Source organism: Pseudozobellia thermophila (genome assembly GCF_900141855.1).
Lineage (GTDB): Bacteria > Bacteroidota > Bacteroidia > Flavobacteriales > Flavobacteriaceae > Pseudozobellia > Pseudozobellia thermophila.
Map to the genome: position 1 here is coordinate 1,069,663 of NZ_FQYU01000002.1, position 26,770 is coordinate 1,096,432.

21 protein-coding genes and 2 tRNA genes are annotated in these 26,770 nt (G+C 43.9%); 15 read left to right on the top strand and 8 right to left on the bottom strand.

Annotated features, from left to right (window positions below):
* Window positions 1–9: 9 nt before the first annotated feature.
* Entirely contained in the window at window positions 10–1,041 is a 1,032-nt protein-coding gene (locus tag BUB37_RS09555; protein WP_072992860.1) for an efflux RND transporter periplasmic adaptor subunit, read from the bottom strand.
* 225 nt (window positions 1,042–1,266) lie between these two features.
* Between BUB37_RS09555 and BUB37_RS09560 the strand changes: the two genes are divergently transcribed.
* From BUB37_RS09560 to BUB37_RS09625, 14 genes are all read left to right on the top strand, one after another.
* Window positions 1,267–2,148 carry a helix-turn-helix domain-containing protein gene (locus BUB37_RS09560; RefSeq protein WP_072992335.1) on the top strand — a complete coding sequence of 294 codons (882 nt, stop codon included), beginning with the start codon at window positions 1,267–1,269 and terminating at the stop codon, window positions 2,146–2,148.
* 464 nt (window positions 2,149–2,612) lie between these two features.
* Complete coding sequence (locus BUB37_RS09565; RefSeq protein WP_072992338.1) at window positions 2,613–3,497, top strand: AraC family transcriptional regulator; 885 nt, start codon at window positions 2,613–2,615, stop codon at window positions 3,495–3,497.
* A gap of 97 nt (window positions 3,498–3,594) precedes the next feature.
* The gene (locus BUB37_RS09570) at window positions 3,595–4,887 is read left to right on the top strand and encodes a GntP family permease (protein WP_072992342.1); all 1,293 of its coding nucleotides are present in this window, start codon (window positions 3,595–3,597) and stop codon (window positions 4,885–4,887) included.
* A 132-nt stretch (window positions 4,888–5,019) separates the two neighbouring features.
* Window positions 5,020–6,027, top strand: coding sequence for an L-rhamnose/proton symporter RhaT (locus tag BUB37_RS09575; protein ID WP_072992345.1), 1,008 nt, complete (start codon window positions 5,020–5,022; stop codon window positions 6,025–6,027).
* Window positions 6,028–6,081: 54 nt separating this feature from the next.
* Window positions 6,082–7,251 carry a mandelate racemase/muconate lactonizing enzyme family protein gene (locus BUB37_RS09580; RefSeq protein WP_072992349.1) on the top strand — a complete coding sequence of 390 codons (1,170 nt, stop codon included), beginning with the start codon at window positions 6,082–6,084 and terminating at the stop codon, window positions 7,249–7,251.
* Window positions 7,208–8,677 carry an aldehyde dehydrogenase family protein gene (locus tag BUB37_RS09585; protein ID WP_072992352.1) on the top strand — a complete coding sequence of 490 codons (1,470 nt, stop codon included), beginning with the start codon at window positions 7,208–7,210 and terminating at the stop codon, window positions 8,675–8,677. The genes BUB37_RS09580 and BUB37_RS09585 overlap by 44 nt, the downstream gene beginning before the upstream one ends.
* Entirely contained in the window at window positions 8,674–9,624 is a 951-nt protein-coding gene (locus tag BUB37_RS09590; RefSeq protein ID WP_072992355.1) for a 2-dehydro-3-deoxygalactonokinase, read from the top strand. Before BUB37_RS09585 ends, BUB37_RS09590 begins: the two co-directional genes overlap by 4 nt.
* The gene (locus tag BUB37_RS09595) at window positions 9,608–10,261 is read left to right on the top strand and encodes a bifunctional 4-hydroxy-2-oxoglutarate aldolase/2-dehydro-3-deoxy-phosphogluconate aldolase (RefSeq protein WP_072992358.1); all 654 of its coding nucleotides are present in this window, start codon (window positions 9,608–9,610) and stop codon (window positions 10,259–10,261) included. Before BUB37_RS09590 ends, BUB37_RS09595 begins: the two co-directional genes overlap by 17 nt.
* Window positions 10,262–10,388: 127 nt before the next feature.
* Window positions 10,389–11,780 carry a sulfatase gene (locus BUB37_RS09600; RefSeq protein ID WP_072992863.1) on the top strand — a complete coding sequence of 464 codons (1,392 nt, stop codon included), beginning with the start codon at window positions 10,389–10,391 and terminating at the stop codon, window positions 11,778–11,780.
* A gap of 21 nt (window positions 11,781–11,801) precedes the next feature.
* On the top strand, window positions 11,802–13,886 hold the full coding sequence (locus tag BUB37_RS09605) for a glycoside hydrolase family 127 protein (protein ID WP_072992361.1): 2,085 nt from the start codon (window positions 11,802–11,804) through the stop codon (window positions 13,884–13,886).
* An 11-nt stretch (window positions 13,887–13,897) separates the two neighbouring features.
* On the top strand, window positions 13,898–15,559 hold the full coding sequence (locus tag BUB37_RS09610) for a sulfatase (protein WP_244526787.1): 1,662 nt from the start codon (window positions 13,898–13,900) through the stop codon (window positions 15,557–15,559).
* Window positions 15,560–15,808: 249 nt separating this feature from the next.
* The gene (locus tag BUB37_RS09615) at window positions 15,809–19,036 is read left to right on the top strand and encodes a SusC/RagA family TonB-linked outer membrane protein (RefSeq protein WP_072992368.1); all 3,228 of its coding nucleotides are present in this window, start codon (window positions 15,809–15,811) and stop codon (window positions 19,034–19,036) included.
* A gap of 18 nt (window positions 19,037–19,054) precedes the next feature.
* Entirely contained in the window at window positions 19,055–20,758 is a 1,704-nt protein-coding gene (locus tag BUB37_RS09620; RefSeq protein ID WP_072992371.1) for a RagB/SusD family nutrient uptake outer membrane protein, read from the top strand.
* A gap of 721 nt (window positions 20,759–21,479) precedes the next feature.
* Window positions 21,480–21,809, top strand: coding sequence for a hypothetical protein (locus BUB37_RS09625; RefSeq protein WP_139278095.1), 330 nt, complete (start codon window positions 21,480–21,482; stop codon window positions 21,807–21,809).
* 108 nt (window positions 21,810–21,917) lie between these two features.
* On the opposite strand, the gene BUB37_RS09630 is transcribed toward BUB37_RS09625, so the two are convergent.
* The 4 genes from BUB37_RS09630 to BUB37_RS09645 all read right to left on the bottom strand — a co-directional run bounded on the left by BUB37_RS09630 (window position 21,918) and on the right by BUB37_RS09645 (window position 23,624).
* A complete protein-coding gene (locus tag BUB37_RS09630; RefSeq protein WP_072992377.1) occupies window positions 21,918–22,169 on the bottom strand; it encodes a hypothetical protein in 252 nt (83 codons plus the stop codon).
* A gap of 14 nt (window positions 22,170–22,183) precedes the next feature.
* Window positions 22,184–22,561: a nuclear transport factor 2 family protein gene (locus tag BUB37_RS09635; RefSeq protein WP_072992380.1), complete on the bottom strand. Its 378-nt coding sequence runs from the start codon at window positions 22,559–22,561 to the stop codon at window positions 22,184–22,186.
* A 21-nt stretch (window positions 22,562–22,582) separates the two neighbouring features.
* Window positions 22,583–22,966 carry a VOC family protein gene (locus BUB37_RS09640; protein ID WP_072992384.1) on the bottom strand — a complete coding sequence of 128 codons (384 nt, stop codon included), beginning with the start codon at window positions 22,964–22,966 and terminating at the stop codon, window positions 22,583–22,585.
* A 64-nt stretch (window positions 22,967–23,030) separates the two neighbouring features.
* Window positions 23,031–23,624, bottom strand: coding sequence for a Crp/Fnr family transcriptional regulator (locus tag BUB37_RS09645; protein ID WP_072992387.1), 594 nt, complete (start codon window positions 23,622–23,624; stop codon window positions 23,031–23,033).
* 137 nt (window positions 23,625–23,761) lie between these two features.
* Here BUB37_RS09645 and BUB37_RS21325 point away from each other — a divergent pair, with 137 nt between their 5' ends.
* On the top strand, window positions 23,762–24,250 hold the full coding sequence (locus tag BUB37_RS21325) for a DDE-type integrase/transposase/recombinase (protein ID WP_170863143.1): 489 nt from the start codon (window positions 23,762–23,764) through the stop codon (window positions 24,248–24,250).
* Between the two features lie 155 nt (window positions 24,251–24,405).
* On the opposite strand, the gene BUB37_RS09655 is transcribed toward BUB37_RS21325, so the two are convergent.
* The 3 genes from BUB37_RS09655 to BUB37_RS09665 form a co-directional block, all read right to left on the bottom strand.
* Window positions 24,406–24,480, bottom strand: a tRNA-Pro gene (locus BUB37_RS09655).
* A gap of 17 nt (window positions 24,481–24,497) precedes the next feature.
* A tRNA-Ser gene (locus tag BUB37_RS09660) sits at window positions 24,498–24,581 on the bottom strand.
* A 126-nt stretch (window positions 24,582–24,707) separates the two neighbouring features.
* Window positions 24,708–26,756: an HD family phosphohydrolase gene (locus BUB37_RS09665; protein WP_072992389.1), complete on the bottom strand. Its 2,049-nt coding sequence runs from the start codon at window positions 26,754–26,756 to the stop codon at window positions 24,708–24,710.
* Between the last annotated feature and the right edge of the window lie 14 nt (window positions 26,757–26,770).

Consider the following 26,770-nt stretch of genomic DNA (forward strand, 5'->3'; position numbering starts at 1 on the left):
TCAACCCTTTTAGTTAGCCTTCTTTACGATTTCTACGGGTGTGCTTTGTGTAAGCTTATGGTACCCCGAGACAATTAACTTATCTCCTTGGCCCAACCCATCTTCTATGGCAATACCATTGTCATACAACTTTCCTATTTGTACATAGCGCCTTTCTGCATGATCCTGGTCGACCACGTACACAAAATGCTTCCCGTCTTCCGTTACGGCAATACATTCCGACGGAATTATCAAGCTTTGCCCTCCCCCTTTTTTATGCTCCAGATTGCTGAAGGTAACCGTGCAGGCCATACCTGGTTTTATGGTTTTATCGCTATTGTCCAATTGTACATAGGCCGCATAAACTGGGGAGCCTTGGTTGGCCTGGATGGAAATTTCATCAACAACCCCACTGATCTCATAATTGGCCAGGGCAGGAATCTTTACTGTGGCGGTATCGCCTTTACCCAGTGTATTTATCTCACCATCGGGAATAGGAATTACGGCCTTTACCGCTTTTATATTCATGATTTCCACCACGGGTTGACCCGGTTGTGCCAAATCACCGGCCTCCATAAATTGCTCACTTATATACCCATCCATGGGCGCATAGATTTTGGTGTGCCGAACATTCTGGTAGGTCATATTGGCGGCCGCCTTGGCCTGTTCGTATTGCGACTTGGCCTCCAACATTCTAATCTCTGCGATACTGCCTTTGGAATATACCTCGTTAATACGCTCAAAATTCTCCTTGGCCAACTGTTCTTGGGCCCGTTGTTGCTCGTAACGGCTGGTGTAAACCGAAGGGTCTATTTGGGCCAAAAGCTGATTCTTCTTGACAAAGTCCCCAATTTGAACGGGAATTTGAAGAACCGTTCCCGAAACTTGAAAACTGGCATTGACCGTAGCATCGGAGCTTATGGTGCCACTGTATTCCAAGACGCTATGGTTGCTATTTGACAAATCGGTACCAACATCCATCACCTGTACCTTGATTGTTTTTTTGGTTTCCTGTCTCTCCTCCTCCCCGCAACTTACCGCCAAAAGAAGTGACAAAGCCATAAGGGGGTATTTTAGCTGAAAAAGTAGGTGTCTGTTTTTTGTTTTGAACATTGTTGCAAGCATCATTTTTGGCAATTAGAATTTAAGGGGGCAAAATTAGAAGGAGTTCAAACGAATTTTGTGGTAGTATGTCATCCATTTATGGTATTTTTAGAACATTTTAGTAGTCTATACTCGTTTAAGTGGCTATTTGTAAACATTTTTATAAGTACTGAACCCATTGATATGGAAGACATACCCGCATTCGGATTACCTGAACTTTACAAGGAAACCGGTTTTAAACAGGATGATGGCAACCCCGGATTTTCCATTATTAAATCAGGGGAAGTAGGTGATGCCTTAAATAGTGGAAACCCTTTTAGGAACGTTAACTACGGCCTAGGTTTATTTAGTTCGGGGGAAGCCGAATTGTCGATCGATTTTAAATTACATGCGGTGAGGCCCAAAATGGCATTCGTCACCAGTCCCGGACAGGTATTTCGTTCCGTAAGCGAAATTACCGATGCGTACGGTATATTGTTCACTAGGGATTTTCTTGCCGGGCAGAAATCAGAACAATGGCTAAAATCCCTGGCCATGTTCCACAGGTTTTACGATCGCCCCTTGATTCAGCTTTCCGATGAAGAGCACGCCGAACTCTTGGACGACTTTCAGAAAATATGGCTCGAATACCATTCCGATAAAGCCATGAAGTACGACGCCCTGGAATCTCTTTTGATTTTAATTTTGATCAAGCTGGCCCGCTTGTACGAAGCCGACCAAGAGATAGATAGGAGTAGCACCAAACACCATATTCTAAAACTTGAATCGCTCATCAACCAACAGTTCAAGGAAAATAGAAAAGTAAGCAACTATGCGGAGCAAATGTGCATGACCCCCCAACACCTTAACCGAATTACCCAAAAGGCAACCGGTAAGAGCGTAAGCGACCTGATCCATGAAAAACTAATCATTGAACTTAAACGCTACTTGGTCTATACCGATATGAGCAGTGAAGAAATTGCCCATCACTTTAATTTTCACGACAACTCCTATTTTACCAAAGCATTTAAAAAAGCCGTGGGCGAAACGCCCAAAGCTTTTAGGGATAGGCAGAGGATGTTGTAATGATTCAATAACATGTCCGTCCTCCAACATTTTTTAAACCTGGCTATTTTTTGCCCAGGTCTACAGACCAATCCTGCTCCACAAAATTATACTTGGTGTTTTAGGTTATTTCTTAACTTGAACAGGTAAGGCACATACTTCAGAGCGTGGTATTTGAAGATAAATTTCCAAACTTTACAAAATTGACACCTCGCGAAACCCATGGTTGCGGAGCATATTGTACAAATAAGCCTACCACCCCCTTATATTGATTCCGAGGTACACAATCGATCCACCAAAAGGTCGCCTTATCAAAGGCTCCACGTTTTACGGGAAATCTATTTTATTACGGACTACACAATATTACCCCTATATATTATTAAAAAGCCAATATATTGTTAATTTTATTATATTTATGAAATCCATCTCATTTAAAATGGATTGTATCCGGTTTTGAACCGAACACAACTTTTCTACCCTGTATTATGAGACTAACGTACAAATCATCTGAAAAACGGCCCGAAAGTTCCTTTCTTGCAAGGCAGGACAGATTGCCATGTATTGAACAAAATTGGCACTTTCACAAAGAGATCGAGCTTATCTATTTTATTAAGAGCACCGGTACTAGGTACGTCGGCAATTCCATAGGAAATTTCGGCCCTGGCGAGCTTTATATGATTGGCAGCAACATTCCGCATTTATTTAAGAACGATAAGGAATATTATGACGAAAACCCTGAAAGGGAGGCCGTAAACCTGGTCGTAATAAAATTTGAGCCCGAATTTTTAGGAAGTCAGTTTTTGGAACTGTCGGAAGTGAAAAACTTGCGAACCTTGATGAAAAGGGCCGACAGGGGCATCAAGTTTTCCCAAGCGACCACCTATTTGGTCCATAACCATATACTGGGGCTTGTCAACAATAGAGGATTGTCCAATATTGTCGGCTTGCTAACTATTTTAGACATCCTATCGGTTAACGAAAATTACAAAACCTTGTGCTCCGAGGTTATACCAAATGTATACAACAAGGACGAAAAAGACCGAATGGCAAGGGTCATTACATTTTTAACGGATAATTTCGACAAAAAAATCGAATTGGAAGAGGTGGCAAAAATAGCCTATATGACCCCCAATGCCTTTTGCAGGTATTTCAAAAAGAAGACCCGGAAGTCGTTCACCCAGTATCTCAATGAAATTCGGCTCAGACATGCCTGCCGTCTGCTGATCGAGGGAAATATGCAAATAGCCACCATTTGCTACCAATCGGGGTTCAATACCCTTACCAATTTTAACCGACAGTTCAAGGCCTTGTTGAACTGCACCCCTTCTGAATACATGGAAAAATACAACAGGACCACTGAGGCCGTCTAATTGAACAATGGTTAAGATTCAGCCACTATAGATCAATGGAGTATATATCCCCCTATATTTTTTAGCTTAGGTTTGCTAGACAAAATCCCGTTTTTAGGTGACACCGATTATCGTTCTCATTGCCAGTATTGTTTTATTGATCGTCTCGGTCACCCGGCTAAAGGTACACCCAATTCCCGCCTTATTGATTTCTGGACTTGTTCTTGGCTTGGCTTCGGGTGGTTCCGTACATTCCGTTACCCAAAGTCTATTAAACGGTTTCGGGGACACCCTAAAATGGATTGGCCTGATTATTTTCTTTGGCACCTTGTTGGGAGAAATCTTGTCGGCAACGGGAGGATCGGACCTTATAGCGGACAGCATCATAAAATTATTCGGTATAAAGTATTTGCCCTATAGTATGGCCGCCATTGGCTTTATTATCGGTATTCCGGTTTTTATGGATGTTGCTTACCTCACCTTGTTGCCCACCCTTGTCGTCTTGTCCAAAAAATCCAATCATTCCATACTTACCCTTGGCCTATCACTATCTATGAGCCTTACGGTGGCACATGCACTTATCCCCCCTACCCCAGGACCTTTGGCCGTTGCCGCCATTCTCGGTATCGAGGTCGGTCAAATTATACCTTTAAATATCACCATTGCCCTAATTGCCATTGGCTGCGGGCTGTTGGGTATGAGGGTGATAAGTGCCAAAGGGGCTTCGTTCGTTACATCGGATACCAAACCAAAAGCCATGAACGACCTCAGGGGAATACATAAGGTACTGCCTTTCGCAGCAATTTTAACACCGCTCTTGTTGATGTCTTTCGGTACCATTTTTACCGCCGATAATGGAATTGTTGAGTTTATCAAGAACCCGGTTTGGGCCTTGATGATCGGACTAGTATTTGTACTACCCCTATTAAGAAAGGACAACTTCACCCAAAAGTTGAACGACCACTTTCAAAATGCGGGCGCCAAATCGGCCATAGTGATATTGATTACAGGTACCGGAGGGGCTTTCGGCCAAGTGATAAAAGACACCCAAATCGTAGAATCCCTCATATCGGATGCTCCCGACTTGGCAACCCTTGGCATTCTGGTGCCGTTTTTTCTTGGTCTATTGTTTACCACCGTAACCGGTTCGATCACCGTATCGTTGATAACCACGGCTTCCATTGTGGCGCCCATGGTCACCAATGGAACGATGGACCCCAGTTATACAACTGCGGCCATTTGCGCCGGTTCGTTGGGAGTGATCCACGTAAACAGCAGTTTCTTTTGGTTATTTAAGGAAGTACATCATCTGTCCACAACCAAGGTCTTGAAATCTTTTAGCCTTCTTTCGTTACTGGTTTCACTATCGGCCGGACTCGCCGTATTTATCCTTTCCCTGATTTTAGGATAATTTCAATAGGGGTAAAATAATGCAATCAGTGGTTAAAATGCTTTAATAGTCCGTCTAATTATTAAGGTTTCTTTGTAGATATGTTAACCTGATCGACACATCGGTCAAAATGTTTGTAAAACCTATTCTATAATGGACAATTCCCTACTGGCTATTAGCCTAGTTATCTTAGCAAGTTTCTTTCAAGGCACTTTTGGATTGGGAATGAAGTATATGTCTCCTTTAAAATGGGAGGCCTGGTGGCTGGTACATGCCCTTATTGCCATGATTGTCGTTCCTATCGTCTGGGCCTTGATCCTTATGCCCAATTTGTTCGAAATTATTGCCCAAACCCGAGGAGCTGTTGTCTGGGAGGCAGCGCTATATGGGTTTCTTTGGGGAATAGGAGGAATACTTTTTGGTGTAAGCGTCGAAAAAACCGGCATTTCCATTACCTATGGCATTGTCATGGGCCTTGCCGCTTCCATGGGTTCGATCATTCCCCTTTTTCAAATCGATGGTGCACTGTCGAATCCGTCCTTTCCAATAGTTCTTCTGGGTGTATTGCTGCTATTGGTCGGCGTAGCCGTTACCGCAATTGCCGGCGTAAAAAGGGACAATTTAAAAACCGACGGCCTCGAACGTAACAACAATATCAAGCTCGGGGTTTTAATAGCCGTGCTTTCCGGTATACTTTCGGCCTTTCTTAATGTGGGCTTTGCCAATGCCTCGCCCGTAGCCCAAGTGGCGGTCAATGAGTTTGGCGTCGCCCCCCAAGAAGCAAGTTTGGCCGCATGGGTAGTGGTTTTATTGGGCGCATTTGCCATGAACGGCGGTTACGCGATCATAAGGTTGCTCCGCAACAAAACCTTTGCTTCGTTCGGGGAAAAAGAAAGCGGAAAGGCTTATATGTGGGCCGTTCTTTCAGGAGTTTTTTGGTTTGCGGCCTTGGGCGTATACGGCCAGGGAGCCGCCTTGATGGGTGATATGGGGCCGGTCATAGGTTGGCCCATCCTATTGGGCCTGGCCTTGATCATAAGCAATATTTGGGCCTATAGGTCCGGAGAATGGAAAAATGCCAAAGCCCCATTTAAGCTCCTCCTGTTTGGATTGGCAATCCTTATTATAGCTGTCTGTATTCTCGGATATTCCAACTATTGAGAGCGTACGGCAGAACAAAGCCTACTTTTAATATATAGCCATAAAACAATTGACATGAAAATTGTAAAAATAGAACCCTTTGTGGTCAGCCAAAAGCTCGGTACTCCTTTTTACTTCTCACAATGGGAATATGATGCCCGTAAAATCTGCCTAGTGAGAATAACATTGGAGAATGGAACCTATGGCTGGGGAGAGGGGTACGGTCCTGCCGACGTCATTAAAGCCGGCATTGAATTCTTTCGACAATTCCTCATAGACAAGGAAGCCCTGGAACACGAAACACTTTGGCAGGAAATGTACAGAAGGTCTATGGATTATGCCAGGAGCGGCACCCTACAGGCCGCCATAAGCGCTATTGACGTAGCCCTTTGGGATGTAAAGGGCAAATTGCTCGACCAACCTGTTTCCGTCTTACTGGGCGGAATCAAAAACCCCATTATCCAGCCCTACGCTACCGGACTGTACTTTACAAAGGGTGAAGACCTAAAAACCAAATTGACGAAAGAAGCACAGCTCTATAAATCACAAGGCTTTAAAGCCATAAAAATGAAAATAGGCCTTAGCATCAAAGAAGACCTCGACTATATAGCTGCCGTAAGAAAGGCCATAGGCCCGGATATGAAACTTATGGTAGATGCCAACCATGCCTATTCTTGCAAAGAAGCCTTGGAACTATGCCATAAAATGGAAAAATACGACATATCGTGGTTCGAAGAACCCGTATCGCCCGAGGACTACGAAGGTTATCGTCGATTAAGGAAAAAGACCAAGATACCCATTGCCGGAGGGGAATGCGAGTATCTAAAATTCGGATTTAAAAGACTCTTGGAAAATGAATGTGTAGATATCGCCCAACCCGATATATGCGCTGCCGGAGGATTGACCGAAGCCAAGCGAATAGCTACCTTGGCCCAAAGCTACTGTAAAGATGTGGTTCCACATTCTTGGGGAACTTGGATCGCCATAAGTGCCGCCGTCCATTTTGTCGCAAACCTTGACAAAAACCCCGGAAGATTGTTCGACGATTTGCCTACCATGGAACTGGACAGGACAGAAAACCCCTTAAGGGACCATCTCACTACCAAAAGCTTTTCAATAGCGGACGGCCTCATTGAGGCACCAAGAACACCCGGATTGGGGGTAGACGTAAACTTAGACATACTACTTAAATACAGCACTAATGAAGGAGATAAAAGTCAACGGCAACCTAAAGTTCGGTCATAAAAACCTATACTTCGATGGTGAACTTAAAGCAGCGCTCAACGACAAAAAATTCGAGGTAATATCCCCTGCAACGGAAAAAGCAGTGGCCACGATTTCCTGGGCCGATATAAGCGACACGCAAAAAACCTTGGAGTCTGCCAGACAAGGGTTTGAATTTTGGTCAAAACTTCCACTGGAAAAGCGCTTGGAATGGATCGACAAGTTGAGAAACAAGATTCTCGAAAATGCCGAATTGCTTCGAGAGAGCATTATGTATGAAATGGGAAAAACATGGGCAGGAACCCTCGAAGACCTTACCAGCATTACCGACTCGCTCCAATTCTATTCACAGGAAATCAAAAAAAGAACAGACCTCGTTATAGATGACAGGGAAGGAAGCCACGAACACAAGGTCATCTCCCAGCCTCTAGGCGTAGTCGTCGCATTTTTGGCCTACAATTTCCCCCTGCTCAACCTAGGGTTTAAGCTAGGCCCTGCCCTTGCTGCGGGCTGTAGCATTGTAATAAAGCCCTCCGAATACTCCCCTCTCTCGGCCTACATCCTAGGCGAACTATGCCACGAAATCAATTTTCCCAAAGGAGTCATAAATATTATTTGCGGAGATACCGAAAACGTAGGGATACCCCTTTGCGAAAGCAAAATACCCCAACTTATTACCATGATCGGATCTACGGAGACGGCCAAAAAACTAATTGTTCAAAGCAGCCGAACCTCCATCAAGAGATTTAGTATGGAATGTGGCGGAAATGCTCCTTTTATTGTTTTTCCCGACGCCTCCCTCGACGATGCCGTATCAATTGCCAAGGCACTAAAAACAGGAAACTCAGGCCAAATTTGTGTGGCACCGAACCGCCTTTTTGTGCATAGGGACATTATTGAACCCTTTGCCGAAAAACTAGTGGCCCTTTTCGAAAAAACGAAGGTAGGTTTCGGTACCGACCAGCACTGGGACATGGGGCCCTTGGCCAATCGGATGTCCGTAGAAAAAATTGAGGACATTGTCGGTGAGGCCAGAGATCAAGGGGGCAAGGTTCTATGTGGAGGCCACCCAATTTCGGGAACAGGCTATTATTTTGAACCTACCGTAATCCTCCTAAACGATTCAAAGGCTAAAGTACTGCAAAAAGAAATTTTCGGTCCGGTGGCCATTCTTGTACCCTTTAGCAGTAAGGAAGAGGCCCTTCGGCTATCGAATGAAACCGATGCTGGCCTAGCTTCCTACCTCTTTACCGAAGATGCCCAGGTACAACAGTACTTTATAGAACGCTTGGAGTTTGGCGAAGTACAGATAAACGGGGTTAAATACGACATTTATCTTCCACATGGGGGTATCAAAAACAGCGGTATCGGAGTAGATTGCTCGTCATTTGCGCTAGACGACTATTTGATCAGAAAAAGGGTTTCAAAAGCAATACCAGAGCTATGAATACAAAATTCTTAAGCTGCGACTGGGGAACCTCGAATTTTCGAATAAGACTGGTAGATTTAGACAACCTGGCCATTCTTAAAGAGTTAAAATCGGAAGACGGGGTTAAGTTTCTTTACCAAAAATACGCCGTTCAGGACCAAAAGGACCGATTGTCGTTTTACCTAAGTTTTTTAAAGGACAAGTTAAAACTTCTCAGGTTGGAAAATGAAAAATACAACATCGTATGCTCCGGAATGGCCTCTTCCAATCTTGGACTAAAAGAATTGCCCTATTCAAGTTTTCCCATCGATCTTTCGGGCAGTACCCTTAACACCACAAAGATCAAGCTTGCACCCCATTATAACCTATACTTGGTTTCGGGGGTTAAGAACGATTACGGAATGATGCGCGGTGAAGAAGTTCAGGCGATAGGGCTTGAAAACTATGTCAAAAAATTCGAAAAAGGCGTTCTTATCCTCCCCGGAACCCATAGCAAGCACATTTTTTTTGAGGATGGTTTCTTTACGGACCTGTCCAATTATATGACGGGAGAACTTTTTGATGTTCTAAGCAAACAAAGTATCCTATCCAATTCGATCAGACATGGCCAACTTGACGAAGCCCACTATCATCCATTTCAATATGGGGTTTCTCTCGGCCTTGCCGGAAAATTGACCTCCTCCTTGTTTGGTATTAGAGCCCGGCATATACTTCATAACCACGACCTTGAGGAAAACGGTGCGATGTTAAGTGGATTATTGATCGGCGATGAACTCTCTTATTTAAAACACCATACCGACCAAGTAATTCTGGCCGCCCCCGAATCAATTTCAAAGCAATACCAAATGGCCTTGACGTCGGTGTTGGATAAAATTAAGTTGACCGTCATAGATGCCGATCAACTTGATAAAGCCCTTCTCGAAGGACAAAAAAAAATTTTGAACCTCCATGAAAAACAATACTGATTTCTCTTCGGAAAAATTTGAACAAACCCCCGTTGTGGGTATTTTAAGGGGATATGACCTAAAAACGGCCCTATTTATAGCCGAAACCTATCTTAAGGCGGATTTTTTTACCTTGGAAATAACCATGAACAGCCCTAATGCGGCCAAGATAATTTCAAGTCTACGTAAAAATTTCCCTGAACTCAATGTGGGTGCAGGTACCGTTTGCGACCTTACCGACTTAAAATCCTCACTGGATGCAGGTAGTCAATTTACGGTTACCCCGATTATAAATGAAGAAGTAATTTTGGAATGTGCAAGTAAAAAAATCCCGATCTTCCCCGGAGCTTACACCCCAACCGAAATATACAGGGCATGGAACTTGGGAGCAACGGCCGTTAAGGTATTTCCAGCTACGCAGTTAGGCCCCCAATTTATCAAGGATGTTCTCGCCCCCTTGAATAAAATAAAGCTATTACCAACCGGGGGAGTCGACGGGCATAACCTAAGGCACTTTTTTGATGCCGGTGCCATAGGTGTCGGCATGGGCAGTTCGCTCTTTAAAAAAGAGCTGATTACCAAAAAGAGCCCAACCGGATTATTGGACCATTTTAGGGCAATCAAAAATCAAATACCGCCCTTGGCACAGCAAGGCTGACCTTTTGAAACCCATCATACCTACAATGGTTAAAAAAGTGCCATTACAGGATAAAATCATCCAATCGAACGATGGCATAATTGATTTTATTTGTAGATAAGTGAAACTGGCTATGAATGCAATTGACATGAAAAACACACTTTTATCCTTACTATTATTGATTGGCTGTATCCACTGCAAGGCACAGGAAAAGCCTAATATTGTATTGCTTTTTGCCGATGATGCCGGATATGCGGATTTTGGTTTTCAAGGAAGCAAAGAGATGAAAACGCCCAACTTGGACAAGTTGGCGAAACAAAGTTTAAGATTCACTCAGGCCTACGTAACCGACCCTACCTGCGGTCCCTCGCGAGCAGGTCTGATGACCGGCAGGTACCAACAGCGCTTTGGTTTTGAAGAAAACAATGTGCCTGGATTCATGAGTCCGGTATCGGCCAAGGACGGCCCCGCAATGGGGCTTCCGGTCAATGAAACCACCATTGCCGATTACCTTAAGAAAAGAGGCTATTCAACCGCGTTCTATGGTAAATGGCACCTCGGCGGTGAAGACAAATTTCACCCCATGAAACGCGGGTTTGACGAATTTTACGGGTTTCGTGGTGGCGCGCGCGATTATTTCCCCTATGAAAAAGAACCCAAAGAAAAGTTGAACAAACTGGAAAAAGGCTTTGGGAATTTTGAGGAACACAATGGCTACCTGACCGATGAACTGGCCAAGGAAGCCTTGGCCTTCATCGATCGCAGCCATAAGAAAGGTACGCCCTTCTTTGCCTTTTTATCCTTTAATGCAGTACATACACCAATGGATGCCACCAAGGAAGACCTCGAACAATTCCCCAACCTCGAAGGAAACCGCAAAATTGTAGCCGCAATGACTCTGGCCCTGGATAGGGCTGCGGGCAAAATCATCGACAGGTTGGAAGAATTGGGCATTGCCGAAAACACACTTGTCGTTTTTACGAATGACAACGGAGGGCCAACGGACAAAAATGCATCCATCAACCTACCCTTGAGCGGTACAAAATCGAATTATTTGGAAGGCGGCATCAGGGTTCCCTTCTTAATGAAATGGCCCGGAAAAATCAAACCCAACTCCACTTACGACAAACCTATAAGTACAATGGATTTATTACCCACTTTTTATGCGGCCGCAGGTGGTAATGCAAATGAATTAAAAAACATTGACGGGGTAGACTTATTACCGTTTTTAACCGGAAAATCCCAAAAAGTACCCCACGAGACCCTATTTTGGAAAAAAGATGCACGGGGTACCATTCGAAAAGGAAACTGGAAACTATTAAGGTTTCCCGATAGGCCTGCCAAGCTCTTCAATATAGAGGAAGATCCGAAAGAATTGAACGATCTGGCGGCCCAAAGGCCGGAAATCGTAAAAGCCTTGTACAAAGAGTTGTTCCAATGGGAGAGTTCCCTTTTGAGACCTCGATGGTTGCTGAGAAAAAGCTTTGAAAAGGATGATATAGATAGAATGGACGCCTATTGGCCCCTTCAATCAAACTAACTACTAAAAAACTCAACTAAAATGAAAAAATTACTTTTTGCCTTATTGGCATTTCAGGTTATCTCGTGCACCGGGGAGAAAAAAGAGCCTTCTGTCGCTTCCTCGCACAGTTCTACAGAAACACTGGCCTTAAACCTCGATGAGGGAAAGGGAATCGTAAATTATTCCGACAGCCCCCATGTCGCCCTAAAATCAATAGACATAGGCGATTGCCGTTGGACCGAAGGTTTTTGGGCCGATAAGTGGAAAATTGCCGAAGAAACCATGGTTCCGCATATGGGCGAAATCCTCAAAGGGGATATCGGCCATGCCTATAACAATTTTAAAATAGCCGCAGGACTTAAGGAAGGCGAACACAAAGGTTTTTGGTGGCACGATGGAGATTTTTACAAATGGATGGAGGCCTCTACCTACATCTATGCCGTAAACAAGGATGAAAAAATTGCGGAAGAACTGGACGAAATTATCTCGGTCATCGCACAGGCCCAATTAGAAAACGGCTACCTGTCTACGCCCATTATCATTAGGGATGATATTGAACCCTTTAGCAACCGAAGATACCACGAATTGTACAACAGCGGACATTTGATGACCGCAGCCTGTATACACAATAGGGTAACCGGCAAAACCAATTTTCTCGATATTGCCATTAAGAATGCAGACTACCTTTACGACCTTTTCTCCCCCAAGCCAGAACATTTAAAACGCTTTGGTTTCAACCAAACCCAAATTATGGGACTGGTGGAATTGTACCGAACCACTAAAGACAAGCGCTACCTAGAACTGGCCGAGCAATTTATTAACATGCGGGGTACGTACAAAATTGAGGATGACGAAACCACAAAAGGATATCCTATTGGCGATATGGTACAAGAACGGGTTCCGTTGAGGGAAGAGACCGAGGCCGTAGGCCATGCCGTACTCGCACTTTATTACTATGCGGGTGCTGCCGATGTGTATGCCGAAACCGGCGAAAAGGCCCTAATCGATGCATTGGACAGGCTTTGGGAGAATGTAACGCATAAAAAAATGTACGTTACGGGGGCCGTGGGGCAAACGCATTATGGCCGTTCGTCGAGGTTGGATAAGATAGAAGAAGGGTTTATAGACGAATATATGATGCCCAATTTAACCGCCTACAACGAAACCTGTGCCAACATTTGCAATTCTATGTTCAATTACAGGATGTTATCGTTGAGCGGCGATCCGAAACATGGCGACATCATGGAACTGGTACTGCACAACAGCGGTCTGTCAGGCATTAGTCTGGAAGGAACCCATTATTACTATTCCAACCCGTTGAGAAAAATCGACGGCGCCCTGGATTACGAAAAGATGAATGTCGAATTTCCTGAAAGACAACCCTATCTAGAATGTTTTTGTTGTCCTCCAAACCTCGTCAGAACAATTGCCAAATCCCCTTCATGGGCCTATAGCAAGTCGCAAAACGGTATTGCGGTAAACCTCTATGGCGGCAATGAGCTAAATACCGAACTACTGGATGGCTCACCCTTAAAACTAAGGCAACAATCCAATTATCCATGGGACGGGGCAGTTAAAATCACCATTAATGAATGCAAGGAGGATGCCTTTGACCTCTTATTGCGCATTCCGCAGTGGGCCAAGGGCACTACCATCAAGGTCAATGGGGAAGCGGTCGAAAACGTAACGCCGGGCCAATTTGCAAAGATCAACAGAAAATGGTCCGCCGGGGATGTAATAGAAATGGATATGCCCATGGAAACAAAATTTATCGAAGGACACCCAAGAATAGAAGAAATACGCAATCAGGTAGCCCTTAAAAGAGGTCCGGTAGTGTATTGCATTGAATCGGCAGACTTGCCCAAAGGCACCGATATCACAGATGTATACCTCTCCTCCGACCTGAAGTTCTCCCCAAGCTACAAGCCCGATTTTCTAGGCGGGGTAACCACACTCGACGGTGATATTCTGATTAGAAACGATAAAACCAATGGTATGTACAGCGTTGTGGAACAGCCCAAATTCACGACCTATTCCACACATTTGATCCCTTACTACGCTTGGAGCAATCGCGGGCAGGGTGAAATGAGCGTGTTTCTTCCCATTATTTGGAACAGACAATAAAAAAGACGGTAATGATGACAAAATTCATCCTCAAAAGCGTGTCCCTGGCCGTGGTATGTCTTTTGACCCACCTGGCCTGTAATGCCCAAAACGGTCTTGGGACCAAAAAAAACATGGGTAGACCCAACATTTTGTTTATTGCCATCGATGATTTAAGACCCGAAATAGGAGCCTACGGTTCAGAGATCGCGATTACCCCCAATTTAGATACATTGGCAAGCGAGGGCATATTATTTGAACGGGCCTACTGCCAAGAAGCGATCTGCAGTCCATCGAGGGCAAGCTTAATGACGGGGGCCAGGCCAGAAACCATTGGGGTCATTGAGAATTACACATACTTTCGTGATATAAATCCAGATATTGTTACGCTGCCGCAACACTTTTGGAACAACGGATATGAAACGGTGTACTGCGGCAAAATCTACCATGGAAAATTTACGGACGACGAAAAATCGTGGAGCAGAAAGCCGGCAACGGAAAAGGTTCCTTTTGAAAAGCCCAATCTACCGGGAGGTTATGCCCTTGCAGAAAACCAAAGGATATTCAAGGACAACCAAAAGGAAGTAAAGAAAAAGTATCCCAATATCGACCATTATGCCTTGGGAAGAGGGCCCGCCTTTGAATGTGCCGATGTAAGCGACCAGACCTATATAGATGGCTACAACACCGATCTTGCGATAGCCACCATGAAAGATATGGTCGCAAATGGGGACAAACCTTTTTTTCTCGGCCTAGGTTTTAAGTTGCCCCATTTGGATTGGAAAGCACCCAAAAAGTATTGGGACCTATACCATAGAGACCGCATTCCCTTAACAACCTACCCCGCCCCTCCAGTAGACGGAGCTTCAACGGGGCTCCATGCCTCCTTTGAACTTCGGGTAAGGCACGGGATTCCCAAAAGCGGGCCGATCGGCGACGAGCTTGCCAAAACCTTAAAACATGCCTATCTGGCATCGGTCAGTTATGTCGATGCACAAATAGGACGGATGCTAACGGCCCTGGAAGAAGCAGGACTAAGGGAAAATACCATAATCGTCGTATGGAGCGACCACGGGTGGCATTTGGGAGATATGGGAATTTGGGGCAAAGCCACAAACTACGAAGTGGCCACGCGTGTACCGCTTATAGTAAATTCACCTAACATTCCCCAAAAAAACAGAGGAACAAAATCAAATGCCTTGGTAGAGCTGGTAGACCTTTATCCCACCCTTTGCGACCTTGCCGGATTGCCCAAACCCGAACACCTCGAAGGGTTCAGCTTCTCACCACTCTTACATACCCCTGACCGGGAATGGAAAAAAGCGGTCTTTAGCCAATATCCGAACCCCGCACTCAGGGAGTGGGCCGCCAACCCCTTGACCAAGGAAATGCGTGAAACCTATTTTGGGCCCCTCATCGATAGGGTAGAAAAACGCATTAAAGATCAAATGCATCAACAATGGGACCGGCAAATGTTTGAAAACGACTTAATGGGGTATTCGATGCGAACCCAAAAATACCGCCTTGTTGCGTGGAAAAACAAGAATCAATTGTCCGACCCGCCCCTATTCATCGAATTGTACGACCTTGAAAAGGATCCTACCGAAGTCCTGAATATTGCGAAAAAACATCCGCAATTGGTAAAAAAGTTGCTAAATCAATTAAATGCCGGTTGGCAACAAAGTCTACCCTAAGAAAATTCTACCAGCTGTTTTTACCCCCTTCACAAGTTGATATACCCATTATTATCAAATAGGTTAAAATAATGTAATCAAAAGATAAAATCGACAAAAAAGACACCTCTTTTTTGTCATTCTTTTGCATAAGACCTCTAAAAATTAGAAATAACAAGGAAAGCACACAACGCTCCAACTATCTAATGCTCAATGGTTTTTCAATGGAAAGGCCACATTGTAACTATTCTAACTTAACAATTCTAAACTATGAAAAAAACCAGATTCAATAAAAATGAAGGATGCCTTCCCCTTTGTGGAAACAAATGGGTTTTAAGGTCTGTTCTTATTATGTTGGTCCACTTAACGGGAACGGCATATGCTGTTGAAAGGGACGAAACAGATAAAAGAACGGTCCTGTGGCCTTCCCATGAAACAACCCGACCACAATCTGTAATTCGCGGGACGGTTAGTGACGAACTAGGTCCACTCGCTGGGGTCACCATAATTGTAAAAGGGACCACAAAAGGGACTACGACCGACTTTGACGGCAATTACAGTTTAGAGGTAGATGATGCGGATGCAGTGCTCGTATTCTCGTATATCGGATATGCAACCCAGGAGATTCCCGTCAAAAATGGCGACACGATTAATGTGGTCATGGTCGAGGACGCTTCCAAACTAGAGGAAGTGGTTGTACTCGGATATACCACAAAAAAGAAAGGGGAACTAACCGGTTCCGTTAGCACGATCGATAGCAAATCGATAGAACAATCATCGAATAAAGACCTTGCCAAATCGTTGGCAGGAAGGGCGTCGGGGCTCATTATTAACGACCGTGGCGGCCTTCCGGGAGCCGGTAACGGTGCGGGCAATAATACCGATGATGACGCTACTACCATTCTCATAAGGGGAAAATCTACCCTAAACAATAACTCTCCCCTAATTCTTATCGATGGAATTCAAGCAGGTTCGTTTTCCAATTTGTCGCCCCAAGACATTGCATCGCTTACCGTTTTAAAAGATGGTGCCGCCGCTATTTATGGGTCTAGGGCTGCAAATGGGGTTATTTTGATAACCACCAAAAGGGGAGCATCAGGAAAACCAAAAATAAATTTTACGACATCCTACAACATATCCTCGTTCACAAGAGCCCCTAGTCTAATGAGTTCGGAACAATATGCCATTTACGAAAATGAAATCGCCTCTAGGTACGGACTCGAACTCCCTTATTCACAGGAAGACATTCAGAATTATGCCGCCGGCACCGACCCCATCCAATTCCCGAATACCGACTGGGCCGCACTTACCTTTGCGAAATCCTCGCCCGAATCCAGAAACACAATTTCGATTTCCGGCGGCGGTGAAAGTGTAAAGTACTTTGTCAGCGGCGATGTTTTGAGTCAAGAAGGAATCTATAAATCAGGGTCTTTGGATTATAAGCAAAAACAAGTGCGCTCCAACCTTGACATCGACATTAGCGATGATATCAAATTAGGGGTCGATTTACTGGGAAGCTTTGGAAATAGGGAACAGCCGGGGGTAGACGACAGTTTTATCTATAAGCACATTTATACCAATTTACCTACCCAGGTTGGCCTTTATCCGAATGGCCTACCCGGTTTTGGAGGCGAGAACGGGGCCAACCCATTCATAATGTCCAGCAACCAATCGGGGTTTATCGATACCAAGAGTACGGACCTAAGAGGAAAGTTCTCACTAGACATCAATTTAAACAAAATAGTAAATGGCCTAAGGTTTAAAGGGTTTGCCGGGGTTCGCAAAATGAACAACGATGAAAAATCGTGGTACACCCCTTGGACGTACTATACCTTTCAGGCAGGCACAAATGAATACATTCCCCAGACCGGATTCTCTCAACGGGGCAACGAACGCATACTAAGGGAAAGTTTTTGGAAATACGATGAAGTACTTTTAAATGCCACATTACATTATTCTACCTCTCTTGGAGAGAACCACTCCCTCAGTTCCTTTGTCGGATTGGAAAACTTAAACTCCGATACCCGGAACTTTTGGGCCGAAAAAAGAGGTTTCCCTACGCCCGACCACGCCGAACTTTTTGCCGGCAGCGACGAAGGACAGCAATCGTACGGAATCTCCAGCGAAAGTGCAAGAATGGACTTCTTCGGTTCCTTATCCTATGACTTTAAAAAGAAATATTTTATCGACCTGACCCTTAGACACGACGGATCGAGCAATTTCGGACCGGGAAAACGATATGGAACTTTTCCAAGTGCTGCAGCCTCATGGGCCTTGGACCAAGAAAATTTCTTGGCCGGATCAAACTGGATTTCTTCCCTGAAATTAAGGGCTTCGTGGTCTAAAATGGGAAATGACAGGATAGCCCCTTTTCAATACCTGACAAGGTATCAATACGGAGGAATCCCCAACACGCCCCAACCCAATTACTACATATTTGGAAGTCCGGGTGTGGCACTCAACGGGTATACCGCATCTACCGTTCCCAACCCCGATGTTACATGGGAAACCGCCAAAATGCAAAACATCGGCTTAAGCTTTGGTTTCTTTGACGGAAAGTTATCGGGCGATTTCAACTACTTTCATCAAAAAAGGGAAAACATCCTTGCAACAAGGGTAGCTGCCATTCCCGACTATGTTGGCTTGGAGCTGCCCGCCGAGAACTTTGGGGAGGTAAAAAATTACGGAGTGGAATTTGAACTGGCCTGGAACCACAATCTAGGTGATTTCAATTACAATTTGGGCGCCAATTTTTCACAGGCCAAAAGTGAGGTTCTCTACCTAGCGGAGGCTGCCGATGTACCCGAGGCATTAAAAAGGGAAGGCAAGCCTATCGATTCTTATATCGTTTACCCCACCGACGGTATTTTCAGGGACCAGGCCGAAGTTGAATCGACACCGGTAAAATTGGATGGTACCGTTGAGGGCGAGCCCAAATATCTAGATACCAATGGAGATGGTACCATCAATGCAGATGACCGTATTAGGGTGGGATCATCAAACATCCCCGAAATACAATACGGTATTTTCGGAGGGTTTTCCTATAAAAACTTCGATTTTAACTTTTTACTTCAAGGCCAGGCAAAAGCGGAGACCTTGGTGTTCTTTGACCAAAACGGGGCAAAACCCGACTACGTTTTTAATCAGCGGTGGACTCCCAGCAACAGGGATTCGCGGTATCCTAGAGCCTTTGGTCTGGGAGACCCCTACAGCGGCAACCAAAGTGGTAACGCCGATAATTTTCAGGGAGCGGATTTTTGGCTGCACGATGCCTCCTTTGTTCGACTAAAAGAGGTCGAATTGGCATATACTATTCCTGAGAAGGTAGTTGGCTTCGGCAATCTTAGGTTATTTCTTAGAGGATACAACCTACTTACCATGTTTTCCGACATCTATGACCTAGGGCTAGACCCCGAAGCTACCGGTTATAACAATTTTAGGGATGCCACTTATACCCCTTTAAAAACGTACACAGTTGGTTTAAATCTTAGTTTTTAATCAAAAAAAGAAAGCATAATGAAAAGTTTCAAATATTATTACCTGTTAGCCCTTGGCATATTTTTTATGTCCGCTGGCTGCGAAGATGCCCTTGAAATAGAAGCGTCAGATGCGTTTACCGAAGATTTTATCTATTCGAATCCCGACCAACTGGAGCGTTTGGTGTTTACCGCCTACAATAGTACGGAAAGCTGGGGAATCAATAAATTCCAGTGGTGGTCGCGCAGATTCAATATAGAGGGAGCCTCTTTTGAGGCCAAATTCAATTTTAACGACCTAGACCTATTTAGGGTACGCGCCGGATGGAACCCCAGCAATGTAGGGGTACTGGGCGACATATGGAGGAACTACTGGGATTACATCAGAGACATTACACTCTTCTTGGATGAAGTAGATGAAAGTGAGGCCATGCAAATGGACACCGAAAAGGTAACCGTTCTTAAGGCCGAAATGAAATTCCTAAGGGCCAACCTCTACAGTAAACTGATAAAATTTTATGGCGGGGTACCCATTATAGAGACCGCGGTCGGCCTAAATGATAATTTTGATATTCCCAGAAACAGCTATGAAGAATGTGTACAATTTATTGTCGCGGAATTGGACGAGGCAGCAAGTGTGCTCCCTGAGACCAGGCCCGACAATGAATATGGCCGCGCGACCAAATTAGCAGCCCTAGCTGTCAAATCAAGAACCTTATTGTATGCAGCCAGCAAGCTCCACGACCCCGGTACTGAGCCAAGCGGACCATTGTATGACTATTCCAACCCCAATAAATGGCAAGAGGCCGCGGACGCGGCCAAGGAATTGATCGATTTGGTAGGGGCGCGGGACCTCATCGAAGTGCAAGACGCAACCGAATATCAAAACCTTTTTCTGTCGCCCAACGAGGACATACTCTTCGCCCGGCCTTACGGAGCTACCTTCTATGATTTTGGAACGGATGTAAACTCTCTTTGGAACCAAACCCAAGCCCCCAGTGGATATGGAGGATGGGCCCTGTCGTCTCCCACCCATAACTTTGCATTGTTGTTCAACATGTCGGATGGAAGCTCTACGGACGGCCCCCTTTATGACGCAAACAACCCGAACGACAATAGGGAAATGCGCTACTATGCCAACCTAAATTACAACGGGGCCCAGTTCAGGGGCCGTGATGTGCAATACTACTTGTCGGAAGATGTGGATGCTTTTCCACACGGACTCGATTCTCCCGAAGGTTTGGGCAACACCCTGCACTCATCCAAAACCGGGTACAATATTCGAAAATTTCAGGACGAATCAGTGGGACTTACGGATACCTCTCCAAATAGGCCCTTTATTCTATATCGATTGGCGGAAATCTACCTTAACTATGCCGAAGCGCAATACCATTTGGGCAACGAAGCGGTCGCCCGGGAATATGTAAACAAAATTACACGAAGAGCCCTATTACCCGAAATTACCTCTAGCGGGGAAGCATTATACGAAGCCATAAAAAGGGAAAGACGGATCGAATTGGCTTTTGAAGGTCACAATTTCTTTGACGAAAGACGTTGGATGAACGAAGAACATCTGGGCTTTGACGTCAAAGGACTTAAATGGACCAAAGAAATCGACGGTACTTTGAGCAATGAAGAGTATACTGTAGTAAACCGCCCTTGGTTTGACAGGCAGTACTATTTGCCCATTCCACAGTCTGAAATCGAAAAGGCTCCTTCCTTGGAACAAAATTATGGATATTAAGTTGTAGTTAGTTTAATTAGTTAACCGAGCTCTCGAAAATTTTGGGACTCGGTTTTTTACATCTTGAACGGAACAAAGGCATGGCAATTCGATCTTTGCATTGATACTTGCATTTTATTTTTACGAAAGATCGACTGTTTTATACCAAATAATTAGGTCTACATTAATGCCAAAACGATTTTGTTGACCGATTTGTTGATGTAGTACCAATAAAGCAATAGTAAAACGCTTTACATCAATAGGACAAAAACAAAGCAAATCTTGGTCTTGGGCCGTTCTGATTATAACTAAGGTACTCCCATGTCTAATTTATTTTATTTCACTGTATTAAATAAGAAACCTTAAGCGTAAGGCATAAGTATGCGACAGATTTGTCTTGGTTGATGTGATTTTATTCCAAAATTCCAAAGTACAGTGGGCAATGGGTTGTGTACCCATGCATAAAAATAGTCGGCACTCCCAAACAAGTGTTTTCGAAGTCTATATTTAACCTCAAGTAAACTTATAGTTGGATTTAAAGGTCGGCCATCCCTAAAAGCCCCTATGGCCATTGAGATATAAACCGTCATATCTCCAATCAGAGGAAATCCCGGTATTATAGGGCTTCTGGATTACGTCCAAATTAGTCCGGCTCACCTCTATCTCAAATATTTTACCATCCCGAAATAGGACTTCCATTCAATTGGACTACTATGAGTGAAAGGTGTTTTGGAAAACTATTTTGAAGCTACCCCCGATTCCGATAAACCGTTTTATCAAAACTTTAAAGATAAGGGGCGAAATTGTACTGCTAAATCTACTAAAGTTTAAACAAACAGCTGATTATACCGATTTGCAACATCTAAGGCCCGAACAAGAAGTAGAAGGGAAAGAAGCTTATAAATTATACCTTTACAGTACAATACCTCAGTTACAAAAAACAGGGGGAATAATCGTATATTATGGAAAAGGGAAAGATTTATCGATTGGACCTGCCACCGAAAAAATAGGATGCCATTTTATTGGTCAAACACCAATTGGTAATGAAGTTTATGGAATTTGCACAAAGTAAAGATTATTAAAAAAATGTAGGGTATTGTATAGCGGCACTTAAAGACCCCGTTTGTTGCCTACCGCTAAAACAAGAACTTAGCTATGGAAATATGACTTTCAATCTTCCTTAATATTCTATAAGGCCTATTTCAAGGTTATTTAATTTTCCATAGTTGAGAACCCCAAAAACATCAATACTATTGTAGCTTTCTATACGAAGTACTTTATCACAATCCTCTAAATCAAAATTGATACGGTACTCAGGATATAATTGATTAAGGTCAGCTACTATCTTGCTGGCTAACTGTTGGTTGCCAACATTGGTTTTGAAAATCTCAACAATGGTTGAGGTAGTGTTTATTTGGGCATTAATTTTCATTTTCTTCAAGCGATTTATACTTCCAGACAATAGGAGGTAATGGCTTTTACCTTTTCACCCTTTGTGCTTTGAAAAACATAAAAATCGGAAAACGCATATCGCTTTCCGTTTTCCATGGTCATCCATCCGTTTGCAGCCCCTTCCTTTCCATGGGACAGTATTTGGTCTAATATCAGTTCTGAGGCTTTGACGGATTGTATTTTTTCCAACTCCTCGGCAAACACTTCTATTCCTTCCATTGTCTTGTCCCCGATAATGTGCCAAACTATATCATCCGTAACATTTTCAATTAAAAAGGCTATATCGCCTTTGGCAAAGGCAATATTGTATTGTTTTATAAATTCCATTTTGGGTGAATTGCCACAGTTGGGGCTGGATACTATTTTGGTCATTTTGGAATCCTATTATTTTCCCTAGTTCATAGAGTGAAATCCTATCGAGTTTCCATCACTATCCTTAACGATAGATATAAAACCGTGCTCCCCGATAGCCGTTTTGGGTTGAATAATTTCCGCCCCATTTTCCGATGCCCTATTTTCCAAGATTCTACAATCTTCACAACCAAAATAAACGAGACTTCCATTTACAGAAGGTGTTATCCCTTCCATTTTCACCAAAGCACCGGCTGCACCGTAATTTTCCATATCATTCGGAAAACATTTCATTTGAACATTTTTATTTGTTGGGTCGCTCATATCTTCCAGTGTTACTTGAAGTACATTTTGGTAAAACTTTGCCGCTCTATCCATATCATTTACATAGATCTCGAACCATACCACAGGGTTAAATTTTTTCATCTTTTGTATCTTTTGAATTTGTAGTATGACAAAAGTGAAAAAAGAAAAACAATAAAATCTTGCCCTATGACAAGTTCTCTCTTTGAGATAATACTTCTTTTCTTATTCTGCTCAAGGAAGTATCGGTGATTCCCAAATAAGTAGCGATGTATTTTAACGGCACTTCTTTAATGATTTGGGGCCTTTCTTGCACCAAATTTAAATATCGTTGTGAGGCACTTTGTGTATGCATAGTAACCGCACGATGTTTTGCCATAAACAGTTGCTGGGACATCCAACTTCGACCCCATTCGGTAAAGCCTTCTATAGTACTGTACAAATCTTGAAAATCGTTGAATTTAATTTTATAGACTTCGCAGTCTGTCAATGCCTGAATGGTTTCCTTTGAAGGGATACGAAGAAATAATGAGGCAACTTCGATGAGAATATCATTAGGGCCAAAAAAATCAGTGGTGATTTGATTGCCTTTATAATCAATAACATATGAGCGAAACAAACCTCTTTTAATGAGATAGTACTCGTTACTGACTTTAGCTTCCTTCAGTATGATCTCATTCTTTGAAAACTCAACTTTTGTATGGGCATCAATTATGTTCTTATATTCTTCTTTTTTAATGTTGGGGTGATTGTATATGTTTTCAAAGAAATCAGCCTTCATAAAACTATGTTTTTAGATAAAAATCCAATTTATTTGGCACCCAATTCAATCCCTTATATAATGTAATACTCAAGTACCTTTGCCTTTATAACCTTTAGGATTCCCAAATTTAAAGATTTATTCCCTACTCCTTCAGGGTGTTAGCTATAGTAGATAACTTTAGTCGCAAGTGCTTGACCATACATGCCGGAAAGTCCCTCAAGGGAAGCGATGTCGTGGAGGTGATGGAAACGATTACTTTTGGAAACGAAGTACTGCCAAAGCGTATCAAAGTGGACGACGGGAGCGAGTTCATCAGTAAGGTATTGGAAGAATGGGCCTATGGGAACGGGGTGGAGCTGGACTTCCCAAGGCCTGGAAAACCTACCGATAATCCGTTTATCGAGAGCTTCAACGATTCGTTCAGGGACGAGTGGGTCTGTAAATTAAAACTCTGCGGTCTATCAATCCCTTTGGGGCTAGCCCCAAAGGGATTGGGATTTACTTCCAAGGGTATCCTTTCCCCAAATTCAATATCAAAGTTGCCGGACCACCAGGCCCCAATTCTGGATGGGCCAGGTCCATTTCTTATCGATGTTCCCGGCTGCCAGATAGACCCGGCTTCCAAAACAATTTTGGATAGTTGAATCACTCCTCAAAAAAGGGAAGGGATAGGAAAGTGTTCAAGAACAGATAGGTCGTCAACCTCCATATAGCCAATCCATGGTTTTGATAAAAAACAATCTTCCATAAACCCTTAAAAACAAAAAATCCGATTACAATTGTAATCGGATTTTCTCGGTCGGGGTGGCAGGATTCGAACCTGCGGCCTCCTGCTCCCAAAGCAGGCGCGATAACCGGGCTACGCTACACCCCGAGGTATGTTGGAAAAAGCGGAGAGACCGGGACTCGAACCCGGGCAGCACTTACGCGCTGACAGATTAGCAATCTGCTCCGTTACCACTCCGGCACCTCTCCTAAATAATTCTCTCTATGAACGTTCCCGAATTCCGTCGGGCTAAATTGCGGATGCAAATGTAATTTATCAAAACGGGTATCGCAACTATTTTAAACACTTTTTTTCAATACAAAACCAGTTGGCTGTCACTCAGGATATTCCACCCTCAAATGGTAAATATTGGTCAGTTTCTGCTTAAAGATCTTCTTGATGCTTTCGATTTCCTTAAAGGTAATATTCGCATTTAAAAATTGCCCCGCCCGCATCTGGCCGTCGATAATTTTTTCCACAAAATCGTTGATAACGGTAAAAGTCGGGTTTTTTAGACTTTTTGAGGCGGCCTCTACCGAATCCGCCATCATGAGGATGGCCGTTTCCTTTGAAAAGGGCGTGGGACCAGGATACCTAAATTCGCGCTCATCGGTATCCGGATTCCTCTCTTTTTCCTTCATATAAAAGTAGTAAACCAAGGTCGTTCCATGGTGCGAACGTATAAAATCGATGACCCTATCGGGAATGTTGTTTTTTTTGGCAATCTCGATCCCATTGATCACGTGGTCTATAATTATCCGGCCACTATCTTTGGGCGACAACTCATCGTGCGGGTTGACATTGGTGATCTGGTTTTCGGTAAAGTAGGTAGGGTTGCCCATTTTACCTATATCGTGGTACAAGGCCCCTACCCTGACCAACATCGCATTGGCCCCGATTTCATTGGCCGCGGCTTCGGCCAAGTTGGCCACCTGTAAGGAGTGGTGAAACGTTCCCGGTGCCTTGTTCGAAAGCTCTTTCAGCAATTTTGAGTTGGTATCCGACAACTCGAGCAGCGAAACATCCGAAACCAGACCGAACAATTTTTCATATATATAGATCATGGGCTGTACGAACAGGGTAATCATACCGTTCAACAAAAACAGCCCTAGGGTAAACCATGCTATATTGTCCAAATTGCCTTCGTGTATGATATGAAATGCCAAATACCCTACCACATAGATCAAGGTAATCTGCCCCACGGAGATAAAGAGATTGGCCCGCTTGTATAGCTCGGAAACGGTTAAAATGGTTACCACCCCCACTATGATCTGTAGAAAGATATACTCAAAACTGTTGGGCACCACGAAGCCCAGGATAAGAATGGTCAGCACATGGACAAAGAGGCCCAAACGGGCATCGAAAAAGGTTTTTAAGATCAGCGGCAAGATGCACAAGGGTACGACGAAAACATAGGCCTCGTCGTATTTTACCACCATGGTCGTGATAAAGACCATAAAAAGGATGTTAAAGAAGATAAAGGTCACCTTGGTATTGTGCTCAAATATATCAGGCCTGTATTTTTTCAAAAAGAGAAAAAGCATGAGCAAGACCAGTGCGACGAGAACCGTGTACCCAAAAAGAATAAAGTAATAGTTGTTGGCGGCCCACAGTTCCGACTCGTATTCCGTCTTTAGCGAGTTTAGGATATCGAGGTTCTCGGCCTCTACCACCTCGCCCTTGGCGATAATCAATTTGCCTTCGTCAACGGTGCCCCGCGTGTGCGAAATTTTCGAAAGTTCATCCTGCAATCCGCGCTCCGACAGGTCGGCGTCATAGAACACATTGGGACGGACCAAATCAAAGAAGAGCTCCTTATAGTCTTTGGTATAGGCTTCAAGTCGGTTTGCCTTAAGAATTTGATCGATGACCCCGTCCAAGTTTTGCGGATGCAAGAGTTTACCGGGTTTTATCCGTTGGGCCTCGTTACTGCGAATAAGATAGGTCTGCCCTTCGGTGCGCTCGGTATTTGACTTCATGACGATACCGTTTTCGTAAAGGCTATCGAGAATGGCCCTACCCGCCGATTTAAGGACCTTGAGTTGGGCCGGGGCAAAATCGTCGGAGTTGAACAATGAGGGAAAGCCCCGTTCAAAATCTTGATAGACCTCCCTTCGTATCGAATCGTCGTATCGGTAGTAAATATCCTGTTGCCTCCTTATCGCCTCCTGCTCACGGGCAATTTCCTCGGCCCCTTTTTTTATCGAAAAATCAAAGGGGGCGTACAAGTTTTCGTACTGCCATGGTTTTCCCTTTTGAAACTCATATTTGAACTTTCCCCCTTTTGGAAAGAAAAACACGATACAAGCCACCGACACTACATAAAGAAAGTACTTGTAGATAAGGGATTGGTTCTTAAAAAGGTTGTCAAGAAATTTTCGCATGTTAGCGGTATCTG